Source organism: Neobacillus notoginsengisoli, from assembly GCF_003515685.1.
Classification (GTDB): Bacteria; Bacillota; Bacilli; order Bacillales; family Cytobacillaceae; genus Bacillus_D; species Bacillus_D notoginsengisoli.
Map to the genome: position 1 here is coordinate 93241 of NZ_QWEG01000003.1, position 18976 is coordinate 112216.

24 protein-coding genes are annotated in these 18976 nt (G+C 43.8%); 21 read left to right on the plus strand and 3 right to left on the minus strand.

All coding sequences use genetic code 11. The annotated features are described in order from the left end of the window. Positions 1-184: 184 nt before the first annotated feature. The 7 genes from D1B31_RS05010 (at position 185) to D1B31_RS05040 (ending at position 5093) form a co-directional block, all read left to right on the plus strand. Positions 185-499, plus strand: coding sequence for a hypothetical protein (locus tag D1B31_RS05010; RefSeq protein WP_118919663.1), 315 nt, complete (start codon positions 185-187; stop codon positions 497-499). Further along, positions 496-1095 (plus strand): hypothetical protein, encoded by a 600-nt coding sequence (locus D1B31_RS05015; RefSeq protein ID WP_118919664.1) that lies wholly within the window; start codon positions 496-498, stop codon positions 1093-1095. Before D1B31_RS05010 ends, D1B31_RS05015 begins: the two co-directional genes overlap by 4 nt. 70 nt (positions 1096-1165) lie before the next feature. After that, positions 1166-2212 (plus strand): hypothetical protein, encoded by a 1047-nt coding sequence (locus tag D1B31_RS05020; RefSeq protein WP_118919665.1) that lies wholly within the window; start codon positions 1166-1168, stop codon positions 2210-2212. 182 nt (positions 2213-2394) lie between these two features. After that, the gene (locus D1B31_RS05025; protein WP_240035177.1) at positions 2395-2790 is read left to right on the plus strand and encodes a hypothetical protein; all 396 of its coding nucleotides are present in this window, start codon (positions 2395-2397) and stop codon (positions 2788-2790) included. Between the two features lie 639 nt (positions 2791-3429). Beyond that, a complete protein-coding gene (locus D1B31_RS05030; protein ID WP_118919666.1) occupies positions 3430-3855 on the plus strand; it encodes a DMT family transporter in 426 nt (141 codons plus the stop codon). 26 nt (positions 3856-3881) lie between these two features. Beyond that, a complete protein-coding gene (locus D1B31_RS05035; RefSeq protein WP_118919667.1) occupies positions 3882-4580 on the plus strand; it encodes a Crp/Fnr family transcriptional regulator in 699 nt (232 codons plus the stop codon). 48 nt (positions 4581-4628) lie between these two features. After that, the gene (locus D1B31_RS05040; protein WP_118919668.1) at positions 4629-5093 is read left to right on the plus strand and encodes a DMT family transporter; all 465 of its coding nucleotides are present in this window, start codon (positions 4629-4631) and stop codon (positions 5091-5093) included. 118 nt (positions 5094-5211) lie between these two features. Here the strand turns inward: D1B31_RS05040 and D1B31_RS24105 are convergent, their stop codons facing one another. Continuing rightward, positions 5212-5358, minus strand: a complete 147-nt coding sequence (locus D1B31_RS24105) for a hypothetical protein (RefSeq protein WP_204562993.1) — start codon at positions 5356-5358, stop codon at positions 5212-5214. Between the two features lie 287 nt (positions 5359-5645). Here D1B31_RS24105 and D1B31_RS05045 point away from each other — a divergent pair, with 287 nt between their 5' ends. Further along, positions 5646-6554 (plus strand): DMT family transporter, encoded by a 909-nt coding sequence (locus D1B31_RS05045; RefSeq protein ID WP_118919669.1) that lies wholly within the window; start codon positions 5646-5648, stop codon positions 6552-6554. 58 nt (positions 6555-6612) lie between these two features. Here D1B31_RS05045 and cdaS read toward each other — a convergent pair whose 3' ends face one another. Then, complete coding sequence (cdaS, locus tag D1B31_RS05050) at positions 6613-7233, minus strand: sporulation-specific diadenylate cyclase CdaS (RefSeq protein WP_118919670.1); 621 nt, start codon at positions 7231-7233, stop codon at positions 6613-6615. Positions 7234-7627: 394 nt separating this feature from the next. Between cdaS and D1B31_RS05055 the strand changes: the two genes are divergently transcribed. Next, positions 7628-8335 carry an ankyrin repeat domain-containing protein gene (locus D1B31_RS05055; protein ID WP_118919671.1) on the plus strand — a complete coding sequence of 236 codons (708 nt, stop codon included), beginning with the start codon at positions 7628-7630 and terminating at the stop codon, positions 8333-8335. A 50-nt stretch (positions 8336-8385) separates the two neighbouring features. After that, positions 8386-8790 carry a GNAT family N-acetyltransferase gene (locus D1B31_RS05060; protein WP_118919672.1) on the plus strand — a complete coding sequence of 135 codons (405 nt, stop codon included), beginning with the start codon at positions 8386-8388 and terminating at the stop codon, positions 8788-8790. 700 nt (positions 8791-9490) lie between these two features. Here the strand turns inward: D1B31_RS05060 and D1B31_RS05065 are convergent. After that, positions 9491-10504, minus strand: a complete 1014-nt coding sequence (locus tag D1B31_RS05065; protein WP_118919673.1) for a S66 family peptidase — start codon at positions 10502-10504, stop codon at positions 9491-9493. Positions 10505-10636: 132 nt separating this feature from the next. On the opposite strand from D1B31_RS05065, the gene D1B31_RS05070 reads away from it, so the two are divergent. The 11 genes from D1B31_RS05070 to D1B31_RS05115 all read left to right on the plus strand — a co-directional run bounded on the left by D1B31_RS05070 (position 10637) and on the right by D1B31_RS05115 (position 18771). Beyond that, entirely contained in the window at positions 10637-11173 is a 537-nt protein-coding gene (locus tag D1B31_RS05070) for an MSMEG_1061 family FMN-dependent PPOX-type flavoprotein (protein ID WP_118919674.1), read from the plus strand. Positions 11174-11220: 47 nt separating this feature from the next. Then, entirely contained in the window at positions 11221-11493 is a 273-nt protein-coding gene (locus tag D1B31_RS05075) for a hypothetical protein (RefSeq protein WP_118919675.1), read from the plus strand. Between the two features lie 18 nt (positions 11494-11511). Then, positions 11512-12120, plus strand: a complete 609-nt coding sequence (locus D1B31_RS05080; RefSeq protein WP_118919676.1) for a histidine phosphatase family protein — start codon at positions 11512-11514, stop codon at positions 12118-12120. A gap of 35 nt (positions 12121-12155) precedes the next feature. Further along, complete coding sequence (locus D1B31_RS05085; RefSeq protein WP_118919968.1) at positions 12156-12740, plus strand: lysophospholipid acyltransferase family protein; 585 nt, start codon at positions 12156-12158, stop codon at positions 12738-12740. Positions 12741-12835: 95 nt separating this feature from the next. Further along, on the plus strand, positions 12836-12994 hold the full coding sequence (locus D1B31_RS24110) for a hypothetical protein (protein ID WP_158587466.1): 159 nt from the start codon (positions 12836-12838) through the stop codon (positions 12992-12994). A 78-nt stretch (positions 12995-13072) separates the two neighbouring features. After that, positions 13073-13594, plus strand: a complete 522-nt coding sequence (locus D1B31_RS05090; RefSeq protein WP_118919677.1) for a YbaK/EbsC family protein — start codon at positions 13073-13075, stop codon at positions 13592-13594. Positions 13595-13711: 117 nt separating this feature from the next. After that, entirely contained in the window at positions 13712-13942 is a 231-nt protein-coding gene (locus tag D1B31_RS05095; protein ID WP_118919678.1) for a hypothetical protein, read from the plus strand. Positions 13943-14197: 255 nt separating this feature from the next. Beyond that, positions 14198-15976 (plus strand): glycoside hydrolase family 3 protein, encoded by a 1779-nt coding sequence (locus D1B31_RS05100; RefSeq protein WP_338036453.1) that lies wholly within the window; start codon positions 14198-14200, stop codon positions 15974-15976. A 162-nt stretch (positions 15977-16138) separates the two neighbouring features. Then, on the plus strand, positions 16139-16795 hold the full coding sequence (locus D1B31_RS05105) for a TetR/AcrR family transcriptional regulator (protein WP_118919679.1): 657 nt from the start codon (positions 16139-16141) through the stop codon (positions 16793-16795). 22 nt (positions 16796-16817) lie between these two features. Then, positions 16818-17882 (plus strand): alpha/beta hydrolase, encoded by a 1065-nt coding sequence (locus tag D1B31_RS05110; RefSeq protein ID WP_118919680.1) that lies wholly within the window; start codon positions 16818-16820, stop codon positions 17880-17882. A 133-nt stretch (positions 17883-18015) separates the two neighbouring features. After that, complete coding sequence (locus D1B31_RS05115) at positions 18016-18771, plus strand: NAD-dependent protein deacylase (RefSeq protein ID WP_158587467.1); 756 nt, start codon at positions 18016-18018, stop codon at positions 18769-18771. Positions 18772-18976: the final 205 nt, after the last annotated feature.

The window sequence follows — 18976 nt, forward strand, 5'->3', positions numbered from 1 at the left end:
CAGAGTCAATTCATTTTTGCAAAAGTGGTCTTAAGGGAATCATGAATCATTGTCTAGGGGGAAGCCATGAAAAAATATATCCTGCCGATCGGTATCCTGATTATGTCGATTTTCTTACTAAATCAAGTCATAGAGCCGAAGGAAGATAAAAAGCCAGAACCGTCATGAAGCCAAGTCCTTTCCGATGCCAGAAATTTTCACCGATATAAACAAAGGGGAAGCAGCGCTGCTGATGAAAAATGAGTCAGACAGCAAGCTTACAAATCAGCAAGTTAGCGAGATGAGCAGGAAAATAAAGCCGGTGGAAATCAACCCATTCGAAAAAGTCACCGTTCATTTCTCTGACGATCCCGCAAGTATATCAATTTCTGAATGGGATTTTGAAAATAGCGCCGAAACCGATTCGATTGATCAAAATGTTTTTGATTTTTCCGCTCTACCAGGCTTTAAAACGATGATTATTCGCGCAAAGTGGGATAACGGTACTGCGTGCGGGTGAAACAAACCTATTCCTATCAGGACCTTTTGTCGCGGAATAAGGAACGCTTCACCGTATTGGGTATCTTTGAATTAGAAAAGGAAACTAGGGAAATGCCTAAGCCGGTGGGAGGTTTTTATAATGCCCGGATAATTGGAGGCTCGCTTGAGGAACTTCGTGATTCATACCCGGAATTGAAAATCAAAAACCTGCCAGCTTTTTATATTTTTGAAAATGCCCGTATTCTTTATGTCGCAAAGGATTTAGAGGAATTAAACACCTATCTAACTCAAGATAAAGTTCTAATATACGAGGGGAAATCAGAGAATTGGCGGGGGCAGCTGATTGTTTATCAAAAGCTTGGAAGCGGGAAGATGGATTTTTTCCTCGGCTACATTGGCAAAGATAAACATCCGTCCGGAACACTCGAATTCGAGTTAACAGGTTCGAACTTTTCCTGGCAAGAAGGTAGCCTCGTTTTAGATCCATTAGGAAACTATACGACGGATAATCCCATTGAAGTCCAAATGACCGAAAACGACAGTATCATCTGTACAATTAAGCAGGACGGTAAGAAAGAACAGATTATCTTGAAGTTTAAAGAAGATGCTAGTTAGCAAAAAAAGAAACCTTTACGGCAATGCAGTTCCAAACCGAAAACAAGTTGGCTGGTTAAGGGGGAAAGCCATGAAGAAATACATTCTGCCGTTGGCTATTCTAATGGTTTCTGTCTTTTTTTTGAATCAGGCGATCGAGCCAAAGGAAAAAAAAGAGCCAGCCAAAGAGGCTAACACCATCCCGATTCCGGATATTATGTCTTATTTTAGTAAGGAAAAAACAAATTTAATCAGAAAAAGTGACAGTAAAAGGAAACTGACGGATAAAGAGATCAACAAAGCGGCAAACAAAGTGAAACCACTTGAAGTTAATCCTTATGAAATAATCACCTTTGCCTTTTTCCCAGATGAAAAGCCGGATCTGTCAGTGACGGAATGGGATGCGAAAACTGGGGAAGAAAGAATTCCTGTTGATAATGGGTATTTTGGTTTTGTATATCCTTCCGGCCTAAAAACAATTCTTGTCAGAGCAAAATGGAATGACGGGAAGGCGGCGATTTATGTTGCAAAAGTCCACGTGAATAAAATGTATTCCTATCAGGAATTGCTATCGGCAAATCTAAATCATTTTACCGTAATGGGTTTCTTTGATAGTCAGGCTCATAAAAGGGAAATGCCAACGAAGGTGGAGAGCCTATATGATATTAGCCAAAGGGAAGGGACCCTGGAATCATTGAAGGTGGATTATCCTGAATTGGATATACGAAAGCTTCCCGCCTATTATATTTTTCAGTATGGTAAGCCGTTCTTTGTCACCAATGATAGTGAGGAGTTAAAAACATATCTCAACCAAGAAAAAGTCTTAATTTTTGAGGGGAAATCAGAAAACTGGGAGGCTCAGCTTGCAATCTATCAAAAATTGGGCAATGGGAAACTTCACCTAACTATAAGATATATAAAAAACGAAGATAAGCCTGTAGAGCCATTTACATTTTTTATTACCGGTCCGTCAAGTTTGCGGGTGGAAGGGACACTTGATGTAAATGAACGTGAGATCGCAGATATGCTGGTTCCGATGGATGTCCATGTATCAGAAAACGATAGTATTACATGTAAAATCATTTTTGCAGGGAAAGAAGAGGAGATTATTCTTAAGTATATGAATGATGGAAACTGAAGAATTAATCAGGCTTTTGGCAAAAGCTAATTTCCATCAACCGCTGACTTTATGTTTTGATTTTACAATTGGATAATGAACTATCATAAGCAATGGACAGGCGGGGTTACCCGAATTCCCAGTAATAATCTATGCGCCGGCAAAATAGGATAGGGTATCTATTGTTTTTGGAGGGAGCTATATTGAAAGATATCCGTGTTACAGGAGAAATGCTGGCCACTTATTACGAACTGAACAAAAGAAAAAAAGAAATTGAAGCTGAGATGAATGCTCTGAAGGACAGCTTTCACGAATTCTTTGATGCACAGATTGGAAAGGAAGATAAAGGCGAGGTCATCCTGAACGGCTTCAAACTCCAGAGGCAAATCAGGAGATCGGAGAAATATGATGAAATCGCTACAGTCCAAAGACTAGAGGAATTGCAAATGAATGACTTGATCCAGACTGTTAAAAAACCCGATGGGGTCAAAATTAAGTCTGCCCTTAATCTTGGCTTTTTGCAGGAAAAGGACCTTGAAGGCTGTATGATCACCACTTCCTCTTCTGCCATCACTGTAAAACCCATTACACCTCGTTGATGCCATTATGCCAATCGACAAAAAAGCCCTTTTTTATTATGAAATTAATGAAAAACAGCACCAGCTCATGTTACTTACAGAGCAAAGGTGCTGTTTTCTTTTCTATATACTATATAGGTTGAAGTAGAGATTTTCTTTTCAAGGTGAATCTTGGTTGATTTGCGCTTCACAAAGGAAAGCTTCTGAGATTAATCATCGCAGGGACAGGCGGTTTTTGCGTGTCACGCGGCACTTCGCTTTCCGCGGGGCGTCAGTGGAGCCTCCTCGGCGCTTTGGCGCCTGCGGGGTCCCCACCTTGCCGCCGCATCCCGCAGGACAAACAGCTTCCTAGAATAAGCTTTGCACGAAGGAAATGCGATAGCACAAAGGAAAGCTTCTCCGAACTTACATCGCATGAAATTATGCGATAGCATAATTGAGGATTTTCGAGGAGTCTTCGTGCCTTCCGCTCCAATCAACCTACTTCCTTGGCTAATTTGTGTAAAAATAAGTTCAACCTATATAAATCTGTTTTGCAGGACGATCTAAGGTTTGTTAGCATGAATGTTAGATTAAATATTTATTCAGGACATATGTCCTTTCAAAATGACCTGCCGCCATTTCATAATGGAATTATTCAGATTGAAAAGGAGAAACAAGATGCGTGGCATACTATTTGCTATTTTAGGCGGCGGCTTTATCACACTTCAAAGTGTCGCAAATGCAAGAATCAGCCAGGATATTGGAATGTGGCAAACAGCCTCGTTAACACAATTGACTGGATTTTTGACGGCCTTCCTCATCCTGCTTGTAGCAAGAGATGGGAAATGGCACGAAATGAAAAAAGTAAAACCGCTCTATCTTACAGGGGGAGCTTTTGCTGCCGTGATCCTTTCGAGCAATGTGAAAGCCATTCAGTTGGTCGGGGTGACGCTGACAACGTCAGCTATGCTGTTTGCACAGTTGTATACCGCTTTTCTCGTAGATGGGAGAGGCTGGTTCGAGATTGCAAAACAGAATATGAGGCTGCCTCAGTTTTTAGGGATCGGGATCATGATTGCCGGAGTGATCATTTTACAATATTGACTTTTTGCCAATGAGGAGGATAAATGGTGGTGGAAATGCATACCCGGGCGCAAATAGAAACGTATCTTGAGCACTATCGGTTGCAAGACGTTTTCAATGAAAAGCTAGTCCCGTATATAAGATTGTACAGATTTGGACAGGGCGAACTAATCTGTCCACAAGGAGACCTTTCTGAAAACCTGTATGTGCTTGTCGATGGAAAAATTAAGATTTTCACCACCTCCCCGGAAGGCAGGACCTTGATTCTTTCGTTTAGAAACCCAATTGAGATCATCGGGGATATGGAATATATCCATGGCGGGAACATTATTAACACAGTCCAAGCAGTAACCCCCACAATCTTTCTCGGAATTCATTACAATTGGCTGAACAAATTTGCTGATGGCCACGCGCCGTTCCTTAGGTTCATGCTAGATATTATCACCGAAAAGTTTTACACCAATCAACATTCGCAAAATTTTAACTTGATGTACCCGGTCGAGGTCAGGCTGGCCAGCTATCTTCTATCTGTATCGTTCGATGAAACCGATGCGTCGTTCAACGGACAGTTGACCACCGCCGAGTTGGCGGATGCCGCGAACCTAATCGGGACAAGTTATCGGCATATGAACCGGGTGCTGAAGAAATTTTGTGATGAGGGGCTTGTTACGCGCAAAAAAGGCCTGCTCAAAATCATCAACCGGGAGTGCCTGCAAAAGGTGGCCACCCGGAATATATATGAGTAGGCGAAGACAATATGTAAAGATCGCAGCGATCCAGGGAGGTAGCAATACATGATTACAGGCATTTTCATGGCCGTTTTGTGCGGAGCTTTAGTTAGCATCCAAAATATATTTAACAGCAAGGTGAGCGACCGGGCGGGAACCATTTCAACGACCGCGCTTGTTTTGTGTCTCGGTTTTCTTGCATCGTTTGCCCTTGGACTGCTGTTTGAAGGCAAAGACATGTTTGAACTGCCAGCCATGCAGACATGGTATTATTTTAGTGGAATGATTGGCGTTGGCGTTGTCGTCTGCATTGTCCAGGCAATCAACCGACTTGGGCCAACGTTTGCCATTTCGATTGTGATGGTGTCACAGCTCGTTTTAGCTTTAGTTTGGGATTCAATGGGTTGGATGGGGCTTGAAAAGGTACCCTTCACTTCGAAGCATCTAATTGGCGTTCTGGTCATTGTCGCCGGAATCCTTGTCTTTAAATTCGGCGGCCTGAGCGGGAAAGAAAGCCCCAAGCGTGCATGACTCCGTGCAAAAGTCAGACCCTAATTCATTTGTGGCTGGACAACCTTCATTGACCATTCTTTTTCAAAAATATCTGCCCAAGAAGAAAGGCTGCCGCGCATTCAATTATCGCGGCAGCCTATTCTTTGTTTTTTTTGCATAATGCAGTGTTTTCAATAGATACAATTGTATGTTTCTTTTCAAGATCAAAAACGGCTTGATAAATATCTGAAATCCGATCACCCATTATTTTAATCGATTCAAAGTTATTTTCATTTTTATTCATATACGTTATTAAGTATTGCGGCATTTATATTCCTCCCGTTGGGTCTGGTTAGCCAGTCTATTACCCTTTAACCTTTACCCTAAGTTATCAAGGAGTAACTTTCAAAGGACAGATTTTCAACTTTTGCAAAAGAGGGAGAGAATCACTATCATCGACATTTTTTTTCATGGTAAACTGTATTATAGAAATCTTAGAATAATATAAACAGAAACAGCACCGGCTATTTTAACGCGGGCAGCGTGGGGATATGGCAAAAGGTAAGCCTGTTTTTAAGGGAGTGTCGGTTTATGCGTGCAAAAGGGCTTGCCATGATTTTGGCTGGGGCAATGTTATGGGGGACGACCGGGCCCTTGATGGAATGGATGTTAACAGAAACAGGAGTAAGCGTTCCATTTCTTCTAGCCATCCGTATGGCGGTTGCCGGTGTTTTATTATTGACGTCATTGGCTGTGGCAAAAAAGCAGATTTTCAATGTGTGGAAAAACCGTTACTGGGCGCAGCAATTAGTCATATTCAGCATTTTCGGGATGCTTGGCATCCAATATACATTTGTCGCCGCGATCCATGCGAGTAACGCGGTTATGGCAACATTGATGCAGTTTTCAGCACCGATTTTTATCATCATCTTTGTTTCAGTGAAAGCGAGGAAATTTCCGCCCGCCTATCAGGTAGTCGGAATTCTTGGCACGCTGGCGGGACTATTCCTGCTTTTGACAAACGGATCTTTCAATAATCTGCTCGTCAGCAATGAGGCATTGATCTGGGGACTGCTCTTGGGACTGGCGTTCACGATTTATACGCTTCATCCGATTAGGCTTATGAATGAATGGGGCGTGTTAACTGTTGTCGGCTGGGGCATGTTTTTAGCAGGGGGCATTTTATCCATTGCGGGCAGGGTATGGCAGTCTGATGAATGGAATGTTTTTGCCGAGCCAAAGCTGTTTGGCATGATGGCCGTCTTGATTGTCTTCGGGACACTCGCATTTGTCCTGTTCCTCGGCAGCCTGAAGTATATCACCCCGGTTGAAAACAGCGTGCTATCCAGCATCGAGCCATTAACAGCGATGATTGTCTCTGTGTTCTGGCTCGGGGTGATGCTAAAAGGGATTCAGATGCTGGGCGCGGCGCTTATGTTGATTTTTGTAATTCGGTTATCGTTGGGGAACCGCCAGGAACAAGTGAACGTAAAACAGTAAGGAATTTTCTTTTTTGCGAAGTGGGCTTGTCCGATTTAAAATGATACTTTCTTACATTTCATAGCGGTAGCCGTGTGCTGATTGGATAAAGCTCTCCATTTTTGGCAAATGATATTCTGCCTGTTTCCTCTGATACGACCAGGACAAGGGCATCGCTTTGTTCAGTTAAACCTAAAGCAGCCCTGTGGCGTGTGCCGATTTTTTTATCACCTGTAAATCTGCTTGAAAGCGGGAGGACATTTGCTGCCGAATCAATCTGATTATTATTTACCATAACAGCACCATCATGGAGTGGGTTACCAGGGAAAAAAATCGATTCTATTAATGAATGGGTTAACTCGGCCCGTATCGGGATACCCGGTTTAATCAATGATTCAAGAGAGTCTGCTCGTTGAATTACAATTAAGCCTCCATGTCTTACTTTAGACATGTTTTGTATAGACATGGATAATTCAGGGTATTTGTTCGTAAAAGGAGCCATGTAACAGTTTAAATAGAAAGTAGCAGCTTTCATTTCAATATTTACGAATTTTTCCTTTATTTTTTCTAAATTACTAAGAACGCACTGGGTTCCATGATCCATCGCTTCAAGGTTATTCTCTAGAGCCGTTAAGACTTGTCGTATATCCTCTTTCAAAGACTTTTTTAGCGGGGAAAAATCGCAATTTATATGATCCATTGGGGCAAACCTCCTTTTTCTATGGTTGTCTACATCTTTCTTATTTATTCGCCTTTATAAAAGCCTGATTTCTCGGTGTTGTTTGAAAGAGATTAGTTTTAGGTACTTTTAAAACCTGCAAAGAGGGAATCAATCATCAAAAGCTTGATTTACACACTATGCAAGAAGCGAATTCTTTGATAAAAGGAATTCGCTTTTTATGTTTTTAATCGTTTATGGTCGGCACTCCTCGATCTAAAAATACTGACTTGTGACTTTCTTTTTGCAAAAGGATATAATCCCCTTTAAAATGTATTAACTGTGTTGCTGTTAAACCATTTTATGACCGTTCCAATTAATAGAAAGAGCCAACATCAACATAGCTTTAGTTGAAAGGGAAGGGCGGTTTGTTCAAATGAAGAGACTGGCAGGTTTTGCCGCTTGTTTTATCTTTTTGCTGGGCTGCAGTCCAGATGAGGAAAGCCGTCCGGTTGAAACAGAAAAGGAGAATGCAGTAGTGAGTAAAGATTTAAATGTACAGTTGCTCCGGGCAGCTGAGCATGGAGATTTAGAAGAACTTAAAAGCCTTATTGAGAAAGGCTCAGAAGTAAACGTCCAGGACTCTGAGGGCCGAACAGCTGCAATGATCGCAACCTATAATCATAATGTTGAAGCAGCGAGGATGTTAATCGAAGCAGGAGCGGACGTGAATATCCAAGACCACATGAAAAATAATCCGTTCCTTTATGCCGGAGCGGAAGGATATATCGAGATTTTGAAACTCACGATTCAAGCCGGCGCCGACCCGCACATCACGAATCGATATGGAGGAGTCGCGCTAATTCCTGCGGCGGAACATGGGTATGTCGATGTTGTTAAGCTGCTCTTGAACGAGACCGATATCGATGTAAACCACATCAACAATCTCGGTTGGACCGCGTTGATCGAAGCGATTATTTTAAACAACGGTGGTAAGAAACAGCAAGAAACAATTAAGCTGTTGATTGAACATGGCGCGGATGTGAATATTCCGGACGGGGATGGCGTGACACCGCTTGAACATGCGAGGAATAAAGGGTTCAAAGAAATCGAGGAAATTTTGTTGGCGGCTGGGGCGAAGTAAGGAAGAAAAGATTGTATACTGAATGCAAATGAGCGTAAAGGAGCTTATTTATGCAAAACTTATCCTATACTTCCCAGCATCCTGTTGGTTTTAGCCAAGTGCTGTCACTCTATGAAGCCCTCAGCTGGAATTCGCTGAATTTGAGTACCGGTGACTTGAAAAAGATGTGCAGGCAGAGCTGGTATGTCGTTTATGCTTATGACACGGAGAATCTGGTTGGGATGGGCCGGGTCATTTCGGATGGGGTCATTACTGGGGTCATTTGTGGAGTTGGCGTCCATCCTGACTACCAATCTGCAGGAATCGGCACGGAAATAATGAAAAGGCTCAGCAGCCACTGCGAGAAAAACGGGGTCATCCCACAGCTAATGTGCGTTGAAAGCCTTGAGCCGTATTATGAAAAGCTGGGTTTTGAAAAATTTACGATTGGGATGAGAAAGAACATTGTCCGATAGGCGGATTGCATATAAGGAATTGCTTTTGCGCATCCGAGTTCTGCGTGACAACCAACTCGGTTTTTCGCTGTTTGTTGTCACTCATCCAAGCTTTGCATGACAACCAAATCGTTTTTTTGCTGTTTGTTGTCACTCATCCAAGCTTTGCATGACAACCAAATCGGTTTTTCGCTGTTTGTTGTCACTCATCCATGCTTTGCATGACAACCAAATCGGTTTTTCGCTGTTTGTTGTCACTCATCCATGCTTTGCGTGACAACCAAATCGTTTTTTTGCTGTTTGTTGTCACTCAACCGGGCTTTGCGTGACAACCAAATCGGTTTTTCACTGTTTGTTGTCACTCATCCAAGCTTTGTGTGACAACCAACTCGTTTTTTTGCTGTTTGTTGTCACTCAACCGGGCTTTGCGTGACAACAAACTCGGTTTTTCACTGTTTGTTGTCACTCATCCATGCTTTGCGTGACAACCAACTCGGTTTTTCGCTGTTTGTTGTCACTCATCCATGCTTTGTGTGACAACCAAACCGATTTTTCGCTAGTTGTTGTCACTCATCCGACCTTTGCGTGACAGCTCTCCTTCATTTAAAATGGTTTCTGTCGCAGTACATGTAATAATGATGAAAACACACGTGATTATATTGAGGACACAAAAATGGCAGCTTCCGAATCCCGGAGGCCGCCTTTTCTTTTGCAAAAAAAATCATTTAAAAATCTGCCTGACGATTCCCGCGCCGTTTTCAGCCTCTACTTCGGCATACGCCCCGTTGATGAACGTGATTTGCGGAGGGACGTGGCCGCAGTCGATATCAAACATAATCGGAATCCGCAAATCTTCATACAATTCATTGTAAACATCTTCAATTGTATAGTTTTCGACCGGGTCGTTTGCCGGGCTGCGACCGAACAGAATGCCCGAACAGTTGTTAAACCAGCCGGCCAACTTCATTTGAACGAGCGTCCGTCTCAAGTCCGTTGTATTCATCGAGCAGTTCTCAAAATACCAGATCACAGGCTCACCGGGAATATGGGACTCTCGGAATTTCCTAATATCTCCGAAGGGCGTCCCGATCAGATGCCTAATAATATCGATGCATCCGCCGAGAAGCCTGCCGCTCATTTCCACCCGGCCTTTAGGAATAAATCTCCAGACAGTCGGCTCGGTCAGATGAAAAACGCATGGCGATGGATTATCATGGCGCCATTCCTTCTGGTATTTATTCGAGGAAGTCTGGATGATGACAGAACTCTTACCCGTCGAAAGGACCGTTTCCCACATCGCCGTCGTCGGATCAGCAAATTCTCCCCTTAGATCAACAAGATTTGTACCGTGCGCGGTCGCAATGCCGGTTCTTAAGGTTATGGCGAGGAGAAGCGCGCTAGTATCGGAATAGCCGAGCACCCACTTGCTTTTCATACTAGCAAAATCAAGCTTATCAAGAATTTCAATCAAAAGTTCTCCGCCCCATGGGGGAATGATGGCATCAACACGCTCATTCGACATAAATGCCATAAATTCTTCCGCCCGTACCGATGCCGAGGCTGACCTCGTTTTTTCGTCAGTCCGGACCGTGTCACCACAAACAACCTGGTAGCCCATTCGCTCAAGTCGTTCAACTGCCTGATGGACGATTTGATGAAGTTCCTTGGGTACGCCTGATGAAGGTGCAGTGACTCCAATGGTTGCGCCCTTCGGCAAAGTCGGATAGCTAATCATCTGCTTCCTCCTTTCTGTAAAATAACTATTTCAAAAATCCGGGTGTTAGTCTATTCTGATAATAAGAGGATAACACACCTGATTCTGGATGATGAGGGTTTTTTTGCAAAAGAGAAGTTGGGAGGGGTAGGGGTGTTCAAAAATATCATTACAGCGGAGGAGCAATTCCAAGAACTCCAACAGGAGATTGGCTTACCAAGCGAACGGTCGGCTAAAAAGGTAAAACGGAAACTCGATGAACAGGCAAAGAAATTTATCGTAAAATCACCTTTTTTAACTTTGGCAACGTCAAATGCTGATGGAAGGTGCGATGTTTCTCCAAAAGGCGACGCGCCCGGTTTCGTCTGCATCCTTGATGACAATCACTTGTTTATCCCGGAACGGCGCGGGAACAGAAGAATGGACTCGGTGCAAAATATTTTATCAAACGCGAATGTCGGCCTTCTTTTTCTCGTTCCAGGTATGGAAGAGGGGTTAAGGGTAAACGGCCAGGCGTTCATTTGCCGTGATCCTGAACTTCTTGAAAAGACAGCCGCGGATGGAGTGCCGCCTCTGTTTGGGATTGGCGTGAAGGTTGAGGAATGCTTTTCCCATTATTCAAAAGCTTTTTACCGCTCAGGGCTTTGGGAAAGTGAATCCAGCAAGAAGAGTAAAGTCGAATCCGTATAATATCCATTTTCGAAACAGCCAACTTATAGGCAAAGGAGAGAACGTTCGTGCGGTTTAAGGGATTTTTTGGAATGATCGTGTTAGCGGTGCTGAGCGTCTTGCTTTTGGAAAAAGGAAGGAACTTGACGGACTTGGCCCATACGGTTGGCGGGCATAGGATTGGCATTACTTTCCTGGGTCTGGAAGTTGATGACAAGGTTCCCGCTAGAGACATCCACAGTTATGCGGCAGGCTTTATGCTAACCGGGTTGGCTGTTCTAGCGAGCACCCTCATTATGGGCTTTAGGCTTTTTTCTGTGAACCGGATAAACGAATCATAACTGTCACGGGGGTAAGACATGGAATTACTTTTGATTCGCCACGGACAATCGGAGGCTGATTTGCTTGGCGTGCTCGAAGGCCGAGCGGATTTTCCGCTTACTGAGTTGGGCAGGGAACAGGCTCGGAAATTGGCGATTTATCTAAATGGGGCTATGCGCCCGGAGAAGATTATCGCCAGCCCATTAAAACGGGCGCCCGGTACGGCGCGAATTTTGCGAGATGTAACGGGTGCCGAATTAGAGGTCGATCCATTATTAATGGAATTCAATAATGGGGTTCTGGCAGGAATGCCAAAAGAAGTAGCGGCAGTTCAGTATCCATTGCATCCGGAAGGCCGCCCAGCGCATATTCCAATTCAAGACGGGGAATCGGAGTTGGAATTTCGGTTTCGCGCGGAAGCTTTTTTGCAAAAAACACTTACAGAAAATCAGAACGCAAACAGAGTGGCCGTTGTTTCTCACGGAGGGTTGATTTCAAAATTTCTTCAGGCATTTATGAATATGCCTGCCATCAATGGGTTCGGTTTTCCAACAGCAGATACAGGATTCCATCTGCTTGAGATAAACGAACAAGAGCGATTAATTTGGAAATTGAACAGCGAGGAGCACCTCGGGGGTTTACGTTGATTACAAAGGTTAATAGTTTTGGAGGGTTAAATTCATTGTATCAGCAAGTTGGATATTTACTTAAAGGGGTTCTGCGCCTTTTCAGCAGAACGAAGGTCTTCAACAAAGAAGTGCTTCCCGAAAGCGGCGGGTATGTCATTGCCTGCACGCATACGGGCTGGGTCGATATATTCGCGCTAGGGACGTCTGTTTTGCCAAAAGAGATTCATTATATGGCAAAAAAGCAATTGTTCCAGAACCGGTTAATCGGCTGGACGCTCAGGAATTTGAACGCATTTCCAGTCGACCGGGATAAGCCTGGTCCCAGTGTGTTGAAAATTCCGCAGCGGCTTTTGGCAAAAGGGGAGGTAGTCGGCATTTTTCCAAGCGGAACCAGGGTGACCGAGCAGGCTGAATTAAAACAAGGCGCGATTACAATTGCGATGCGTTCGCAAGTTCCGATCATTCCTGCCGCTTATTCAGGGCCAAATACTTTCAAAGAGCTTTTCACATTTCAAAAATCGAGGCTGATTTTAGGCGAGCCCATCCTCATTCCCTCTTCAGCTCGGGAGGAACGGGATACCTATACCCGCCTTCTTGAGGTTAAGATGAATGAGCTGCAAAAAAGAATTTCAGCATAAATTTTTTCAAAGAAAACACATTTATGCTGAGTTGTTATAGAAACTTCCTCCCTGGAAATACTAATTGAGCAATTAGATTAGGAGGAGATTTTCTTATGGCAAAAAACAAATCTGGCAACAGGATTGGCACAGACCTCATGAGCGGCGGACCAGTCGGCAACTATCTTGCGAGTGACAATGCGTTTAGTGACCATGGGTTAGAAAACGAAGAAAAGATGAACAAGGCGCTTCAAAAAGGCAGGAAATCGAAATAAGGTTTATCCAGAAGATGCAGATTATTTTGCAAATTAACCTAGCTTCCTTTAAGATGTCTTAAAAAGGAGGTTGCGTTCATGTCATTTGAAAGCGTGAAGAAACATTTAAAGCAGTGGAACAGAGATCAAGATATTATGGAGTTTGATACGTCGAGCGCAACTGTTGAATTGGCGGCTGAGGCGATTGGTGTCATTCCGGCACGGATTGCCAAGACGCTGTCATTCAGAGGAGAAGGCGATAACGCTATCCTGATTGTTGCCGCGGGCGATGCCAAGGTTGACAACAAAAAATTCCGCCATACATTCGGCTTCAAGGCAAGGATGCTTTCACCGGATGAAGTCTTCGAGCAAACCGGCCATGAAATTGGCGGTGTGTGCCCATTTGGCTTGAAGAACGATTTGGCTGTCTATCTTGATGAATCAATGAAGCGATTCACTTCATTATTTCCTGCATGCGGCAGCACCAATTCGGCCATCGAAGTAACACTGGATGAATTGGCTACATATTCTTCTGCAAAAGGCTGGGTTGACGTGTGCAAAAATTGGCAGGAGAGCATAAATGAAGAAGTTCCTGCTGTGCAAGCGGTAAATAGTAAGTAGAAGTAGGCAAGCAGCTGATCATAAAGGCTGCTTGTTTTTATTGCGTATCAATATTAACACTATTTTTGTTCAACAAAACAGGATAGTTTAACATTAATGAAAGGGGAGTACGGTTCTATGTTATGGGTTTTTACACAAAATAAAAATAGTTTGATGAATGTAAAAGAAGTAACTGTGAAAGGGAGATACATAGAAGGTGTTGTGGACAGAGGATTCTTTAATGAATGGAGCGGGACTTTAGGAAAGTACGAATCAAACGAAAGAGCATTAGAAATCCTTAAGCAAATATCTATGAAGATTGAAGAAGGCAACGGTAGTTCTGCAACGTTTACTATGCCTGAAAAATAAAAATGTACTTCTTCTACAAACGGACAGGGCAATATGACTACAGAAAGTCTAGGGATAAAGGATTAATTTTCAGACTAATCTAACTCAATTTAGGTATTTTGCGGCATGGACACTTTAACTACTCCTTTGTTACGGTTAAATAGGATGCTGATGAAAGCACTTACATAAACTTGCTTTTCAGAAGAACATATGTGCGGTATTCGTCCATCCTATATTATCAGAGCAGCTTCTTTGCTCAAAAGAGGAGGTAGTTTTTTGAAAATCAACAGATTCATGATTGTGGCCATGGTGTTGTCCCTAGTCTTGCTGAGTGTTCCATTCTCGGCACAAGCGAACTGGCAGGATCCTGTCAAGCCAGGCTGGAAAGTAGGGGAAGTGAAAAAAGGTTGGATCCAGAGTAAAATTCAGCATATGACACTAGAAGAAAAAGTCGGCCAGCTTTTCATTGTCCACGTCTATGGAAAGAACGCTGAAGACCCAGCTTATGAAGCAACGAATCTCAATAATAACCGTGGCGGTAAAAACTTCAGAGAAGTAATCGAGAAGTATAAGGTTGGCGGTGTAATCTACTTTAACTGGACCGATAATATTACAACCCCTGCCGATGCAGCACAAGTAAATAAACTTTCAAATGATATCCAAAAAATCGCGATGGAGCAGCGGATGGCGATTCCTCTTTATATTTCGACTGACCAGGAGGGTGGAATCGTCCAAAGGCTGACGACTCCGGGTACAGTGTTCCCAGGAAGCATGGCCCTTGGAGCAACCCGCTCAACTGATTTAGCGGCGAAATCCGGTGATGTACTTGCTAAGGAATTGAAGGCGATTGGCGTTAATATGGATTTCGCCCCAGTTGCCGATGTGAATGTGAACCCTGCCAACCCTGTCATTGGCGTCCGTTCCTTTGGAGAGGATCCAAAGCTCGTATCGGATATGACGGTTGCCCAGGTGAAGGCGTTTCAGGATGAAGATGTCATTGCTACGGCAAAGCACTTCCCCGGACACGGAGATACAGCTGTTGACTCCCATTACGGCCTTCCAATTATCAACCATGACCTCGAAACGCTTCACAAGGTAGATTTGGCTCCTTTCAAGGCTGCAATTGGCGCAGGAGTGGATGCAATCATGACGGCACACATTGTCGTTCCAGCTCTGGACGACTCAGGATTGCCGGCAACTCTGTCCAAACCTATTCTCACAGATTTACTACGAGGAGAAATGGGTTTTGATGGCCTGATTATTACTGACAGCCTTGGCATGTCAGGAGCAAATGTCATCCCAGCTGACCGTGTACCTGTCGAAGCTTTCAAAGCTGGTTCTGATATTCTCCTGAACCCGCCGAATGTGGAAGTGGCTTACAATGGCGTCCTTAATGCAGTGAAGAGCGGTGAAATCAGCGAAAAGCGCCTCGATGAGTCCGTTTACCGGATTCTTGAGTATAAGATGAAGCGCGGCTTATTCCATAATCCGAATACTGACCCAAGCGCGGTATCAGTAATTGGCGCGCCTGAACACTTGGCTGTCGCCGATGAAATTGCCGACAAGAGCATCACGCTTGTCAAAAATGAAGGCAATTTGCTTCCGCTGCAAAAAACGGAAAAAGTCTTTGTCACCGGCCCTTCCTCAGGGAAACCGGCACTGTTGGCAAGCCAGATGGCTGCAAAAGGCTTCAGTGCAACTTCGTACGCAGCGAGCGCCACCCCGACTGCAGGCCAAATTTCAACTGCAGTAACCCAGGCGGCAAATGCCGATAAAGTGATTGTTACCACCTACAACGGGGCAACAAATAACGGTCAAGTCAATTTAATCAAAGCCCTCCAGGCTTCCGGCAAAAAAGTCATCGTTGCGGCAATCCGCAATCCGTATGATTTGATGGGCTTCCCAACCGTGGATGCTTACCTGACAACCTACGGTGATCGCGATGTTTCCATCCATTCGTTGGCAAAGGTGCTTGCAGGTGAAGTGAACCCGACTGGAAAGCTCCCGGTAACCATTCCTGGACTATATGGTTATGGCACTGGATTAACCTATTAATCAATAGACGAGCGTTGCAAAGCAGGCGACTTACCATCGCCTGCTTTTTGTCGTCTTTCGGAGCAAGAAATACTTTCCAAATTTTCGTTGACCGGCTAACACATGTTATCCTATAATTAGGCTAACAGTTGTTATCTTAACAGCATACGAGGAGTAGAAATCATGGATTATGAAAAGGAACTGGAAAATTTTCTTGATAAGGATCTGCAGCCAATCACGAATGGAACGAAAAATAAAATTTTGCATGTGGCAATTGACCATTTTTCACAAAGGGGCTATAGAGGCGTATCAATTCGGCAAATCACCAGGGATGTCGGCATAAAAGAAAGCTCGTTGTATAAGCATTTTCAAAACAAAGATGAAATCCTTGATACGATTTTTGCTAATTTCGAGGTAGAGGTTGTGAAAATTCTTCCGTCGTCTGAACAGATTGAGGTTGTAGCTACCAGCATGGACATACGGGATTTTTTGGAGCGCGGACTGCAAAATTTTGTGAATCATATCGAAAACGTGTCAATGCGGAAAATCTGGCGGATCATATACAATGAATTGTTTTCCGATCAAAGGGCTAGGACGATTTATTTTGAAACGATTATTAATCTGACAATCGAGCGAGTCGGGGCCATATTTGAACAAATGATGAGGCTCGGCAAGCTTCCTAGGCAAGATGCACGAATGCTTTCCGCGGAATACCACTATCCGGTTTTCTCGCTCATTATGGAGTACAATTTTTTAAAACTCGAAGGGAAGTCAACGAAGGATACTGAAAAGCGGCTTCAAGACCATATCGATTTTTTCATTAAAGCGGTAACAAATTAAAATTTCCGGGGGGAAGAATGGGATGGCAGGTATTTTTGCAAAAAAAGCCGATTTCGTCGTTTCATCAAATGGGATCAGTTCGTTTGAGAAGATTATTTTGGGAGGGATTGAGCAGGCGGTTTTGATTCAGAGTGACAACATTGAAAATCCGGTCCTACTCGTGATACATGGCGGTCCTTCATTACCACTGCCAGGGGTTTCATCCCGGGGAAGGGATTATACGATTGTAACGAATACGAAGGAACTGGTCAGACATTATACGGTTGTTTTTTGGGACCAGCGGGGCACTGGCAAGTCATACAACAAACACATCCCACAGGAATCCATGAACATCAAGCAATTTGTCTCGGATGCCAATGAACTGACGGATTATTTAATAGACCGGTTTGGCCAGGAAAAGATTTTTCTAGCCGGCCATTCATGGGGTTCGACAGTCGGCCTTACCCTTGCCTCAACCTATCCGCAAAAATTCCATTCCTACGTCGGCCTTTCCCAGATTGTCAGTTGGACGGAGAATGACCGACAGTCACTGCAATGGCTAAAGAACGAAGCAAAACGCCGCGGCAATAAAAAAGCAATAAGGGAGCTTGATTCGGTTGGCGAACCGCCGTTTCTTGAAAGCTTCGAGCAATGGGGCGTGATCCGGCAGTGGCAGCAACGATTTAATACCATCACGTATTCTGACCATGAAATTAAGCATCCCGGCCTTGTTCGCATCACATTCTCCATGTTCCAATCGCCGGATTATACGCTAAAGGACATTTATCATACTTTTGTCAAAGGCTTTAAGCTTGTTTATCATCAGGCGTTTATTGAGGAGCTTGCCAGTAATAATTTCGCCGAATCAGTTAAAGAACTGCCCATTCCAATCACCTTCATCCATGGCAGGAAGGACTTCCACGTCAACGGCAAGGTGGTTGAGAACTATGTTGGCCAACTGAAGGCGGAAAGAGGAAAACGGCTCATATGGGCAGAAAAATCCGCACACGCATTCCATCCCGACGATACGAAGCTGATCGAACAGTACTTGATTGATGAGAAAAAGCACCTGAGCCATTTGCCGGAAAATGTTGAGAAGTGGGGCTAACATGAACCCACCCTTTCTTGGATAGCACCCATACAATTGCAAAGGAATTTGGTCAAAAATACGCCTCTACTAAATCGAATTTGTTTATCTTCTAGGGGAAATGCATATTATTTTAGGAAGAGGGGGCATTAAATTGATTGAAAAAGCAGCAGAAATTATCGCAAAATCAAAAAACATTGTTGTTCTAACGGGTGCAGGAATCAGTACCGAATCTGGAATAAAGGATTTCCGGTCACGGACTGGCATCTACAAGATGGCACCTGAATATGTGTTGTCGATTGGTTATTTTCTCGAGAACCCGAAGGATTTTTATAGTTTTGCACTTGAAAACCTTTACCATCCTGATGCGAAGCCGAATATCGGGCATGATATTTTGGCAAAATGGGAGAAAGAGGGCAGGATTCGCAAAATTATTACCCAAAATATAGATGGTCTCCATCATAAAGCCGGCAGCCGGGAAGTGATTGAATTTCATGGCACGATGGAAACGGCTAGCTGTCTGAACTGTGGGGCTTCTTATACAGCCGATGAAATGTTCCGGCGATTTAAGGAGATGGAAGATTTTTATGTTTGCAGCCATTGTGAGACGGCTCGTGAACGTGAACGGTATATTAAGCCTGATGTTGTCCTGTTCGGGGATGCTGGCGAATGGTTCACTCAGGAGGGGTTCGTGGAAATACTCGGACTGATTGGCGATGCGGATTGTGTACTCGTCCTTGGAACGAGCTTGAAAGTGGTGCCATTCGCTTCGTTTCCGCAGTATAGAGGTAGCGGGGTGCCATTAGTAATCGTAAACCGAGACGAGACAGCTTATGATCATGGGCAGGATACAATTGCAATCCGGGATTCAATCGGAAAAACGCTTAATGACATTGATAACTTGTTTTAAGTTGAGTTATCCATGAATTTTTTAACGATATCCATTAAATTTTCAAAGATATCCAACAATTTTTTCAGTTTATCCATTAAATTTTTCGGGATATCCAGAACTGTCACAAAATAGCGTCAAACTAGGACCGGATCCCAACATCTGGTCCTAGTTTTTTTGCCAAATATGACATTTGTCATGCTTGTCATATGACAGCTGCTACTGC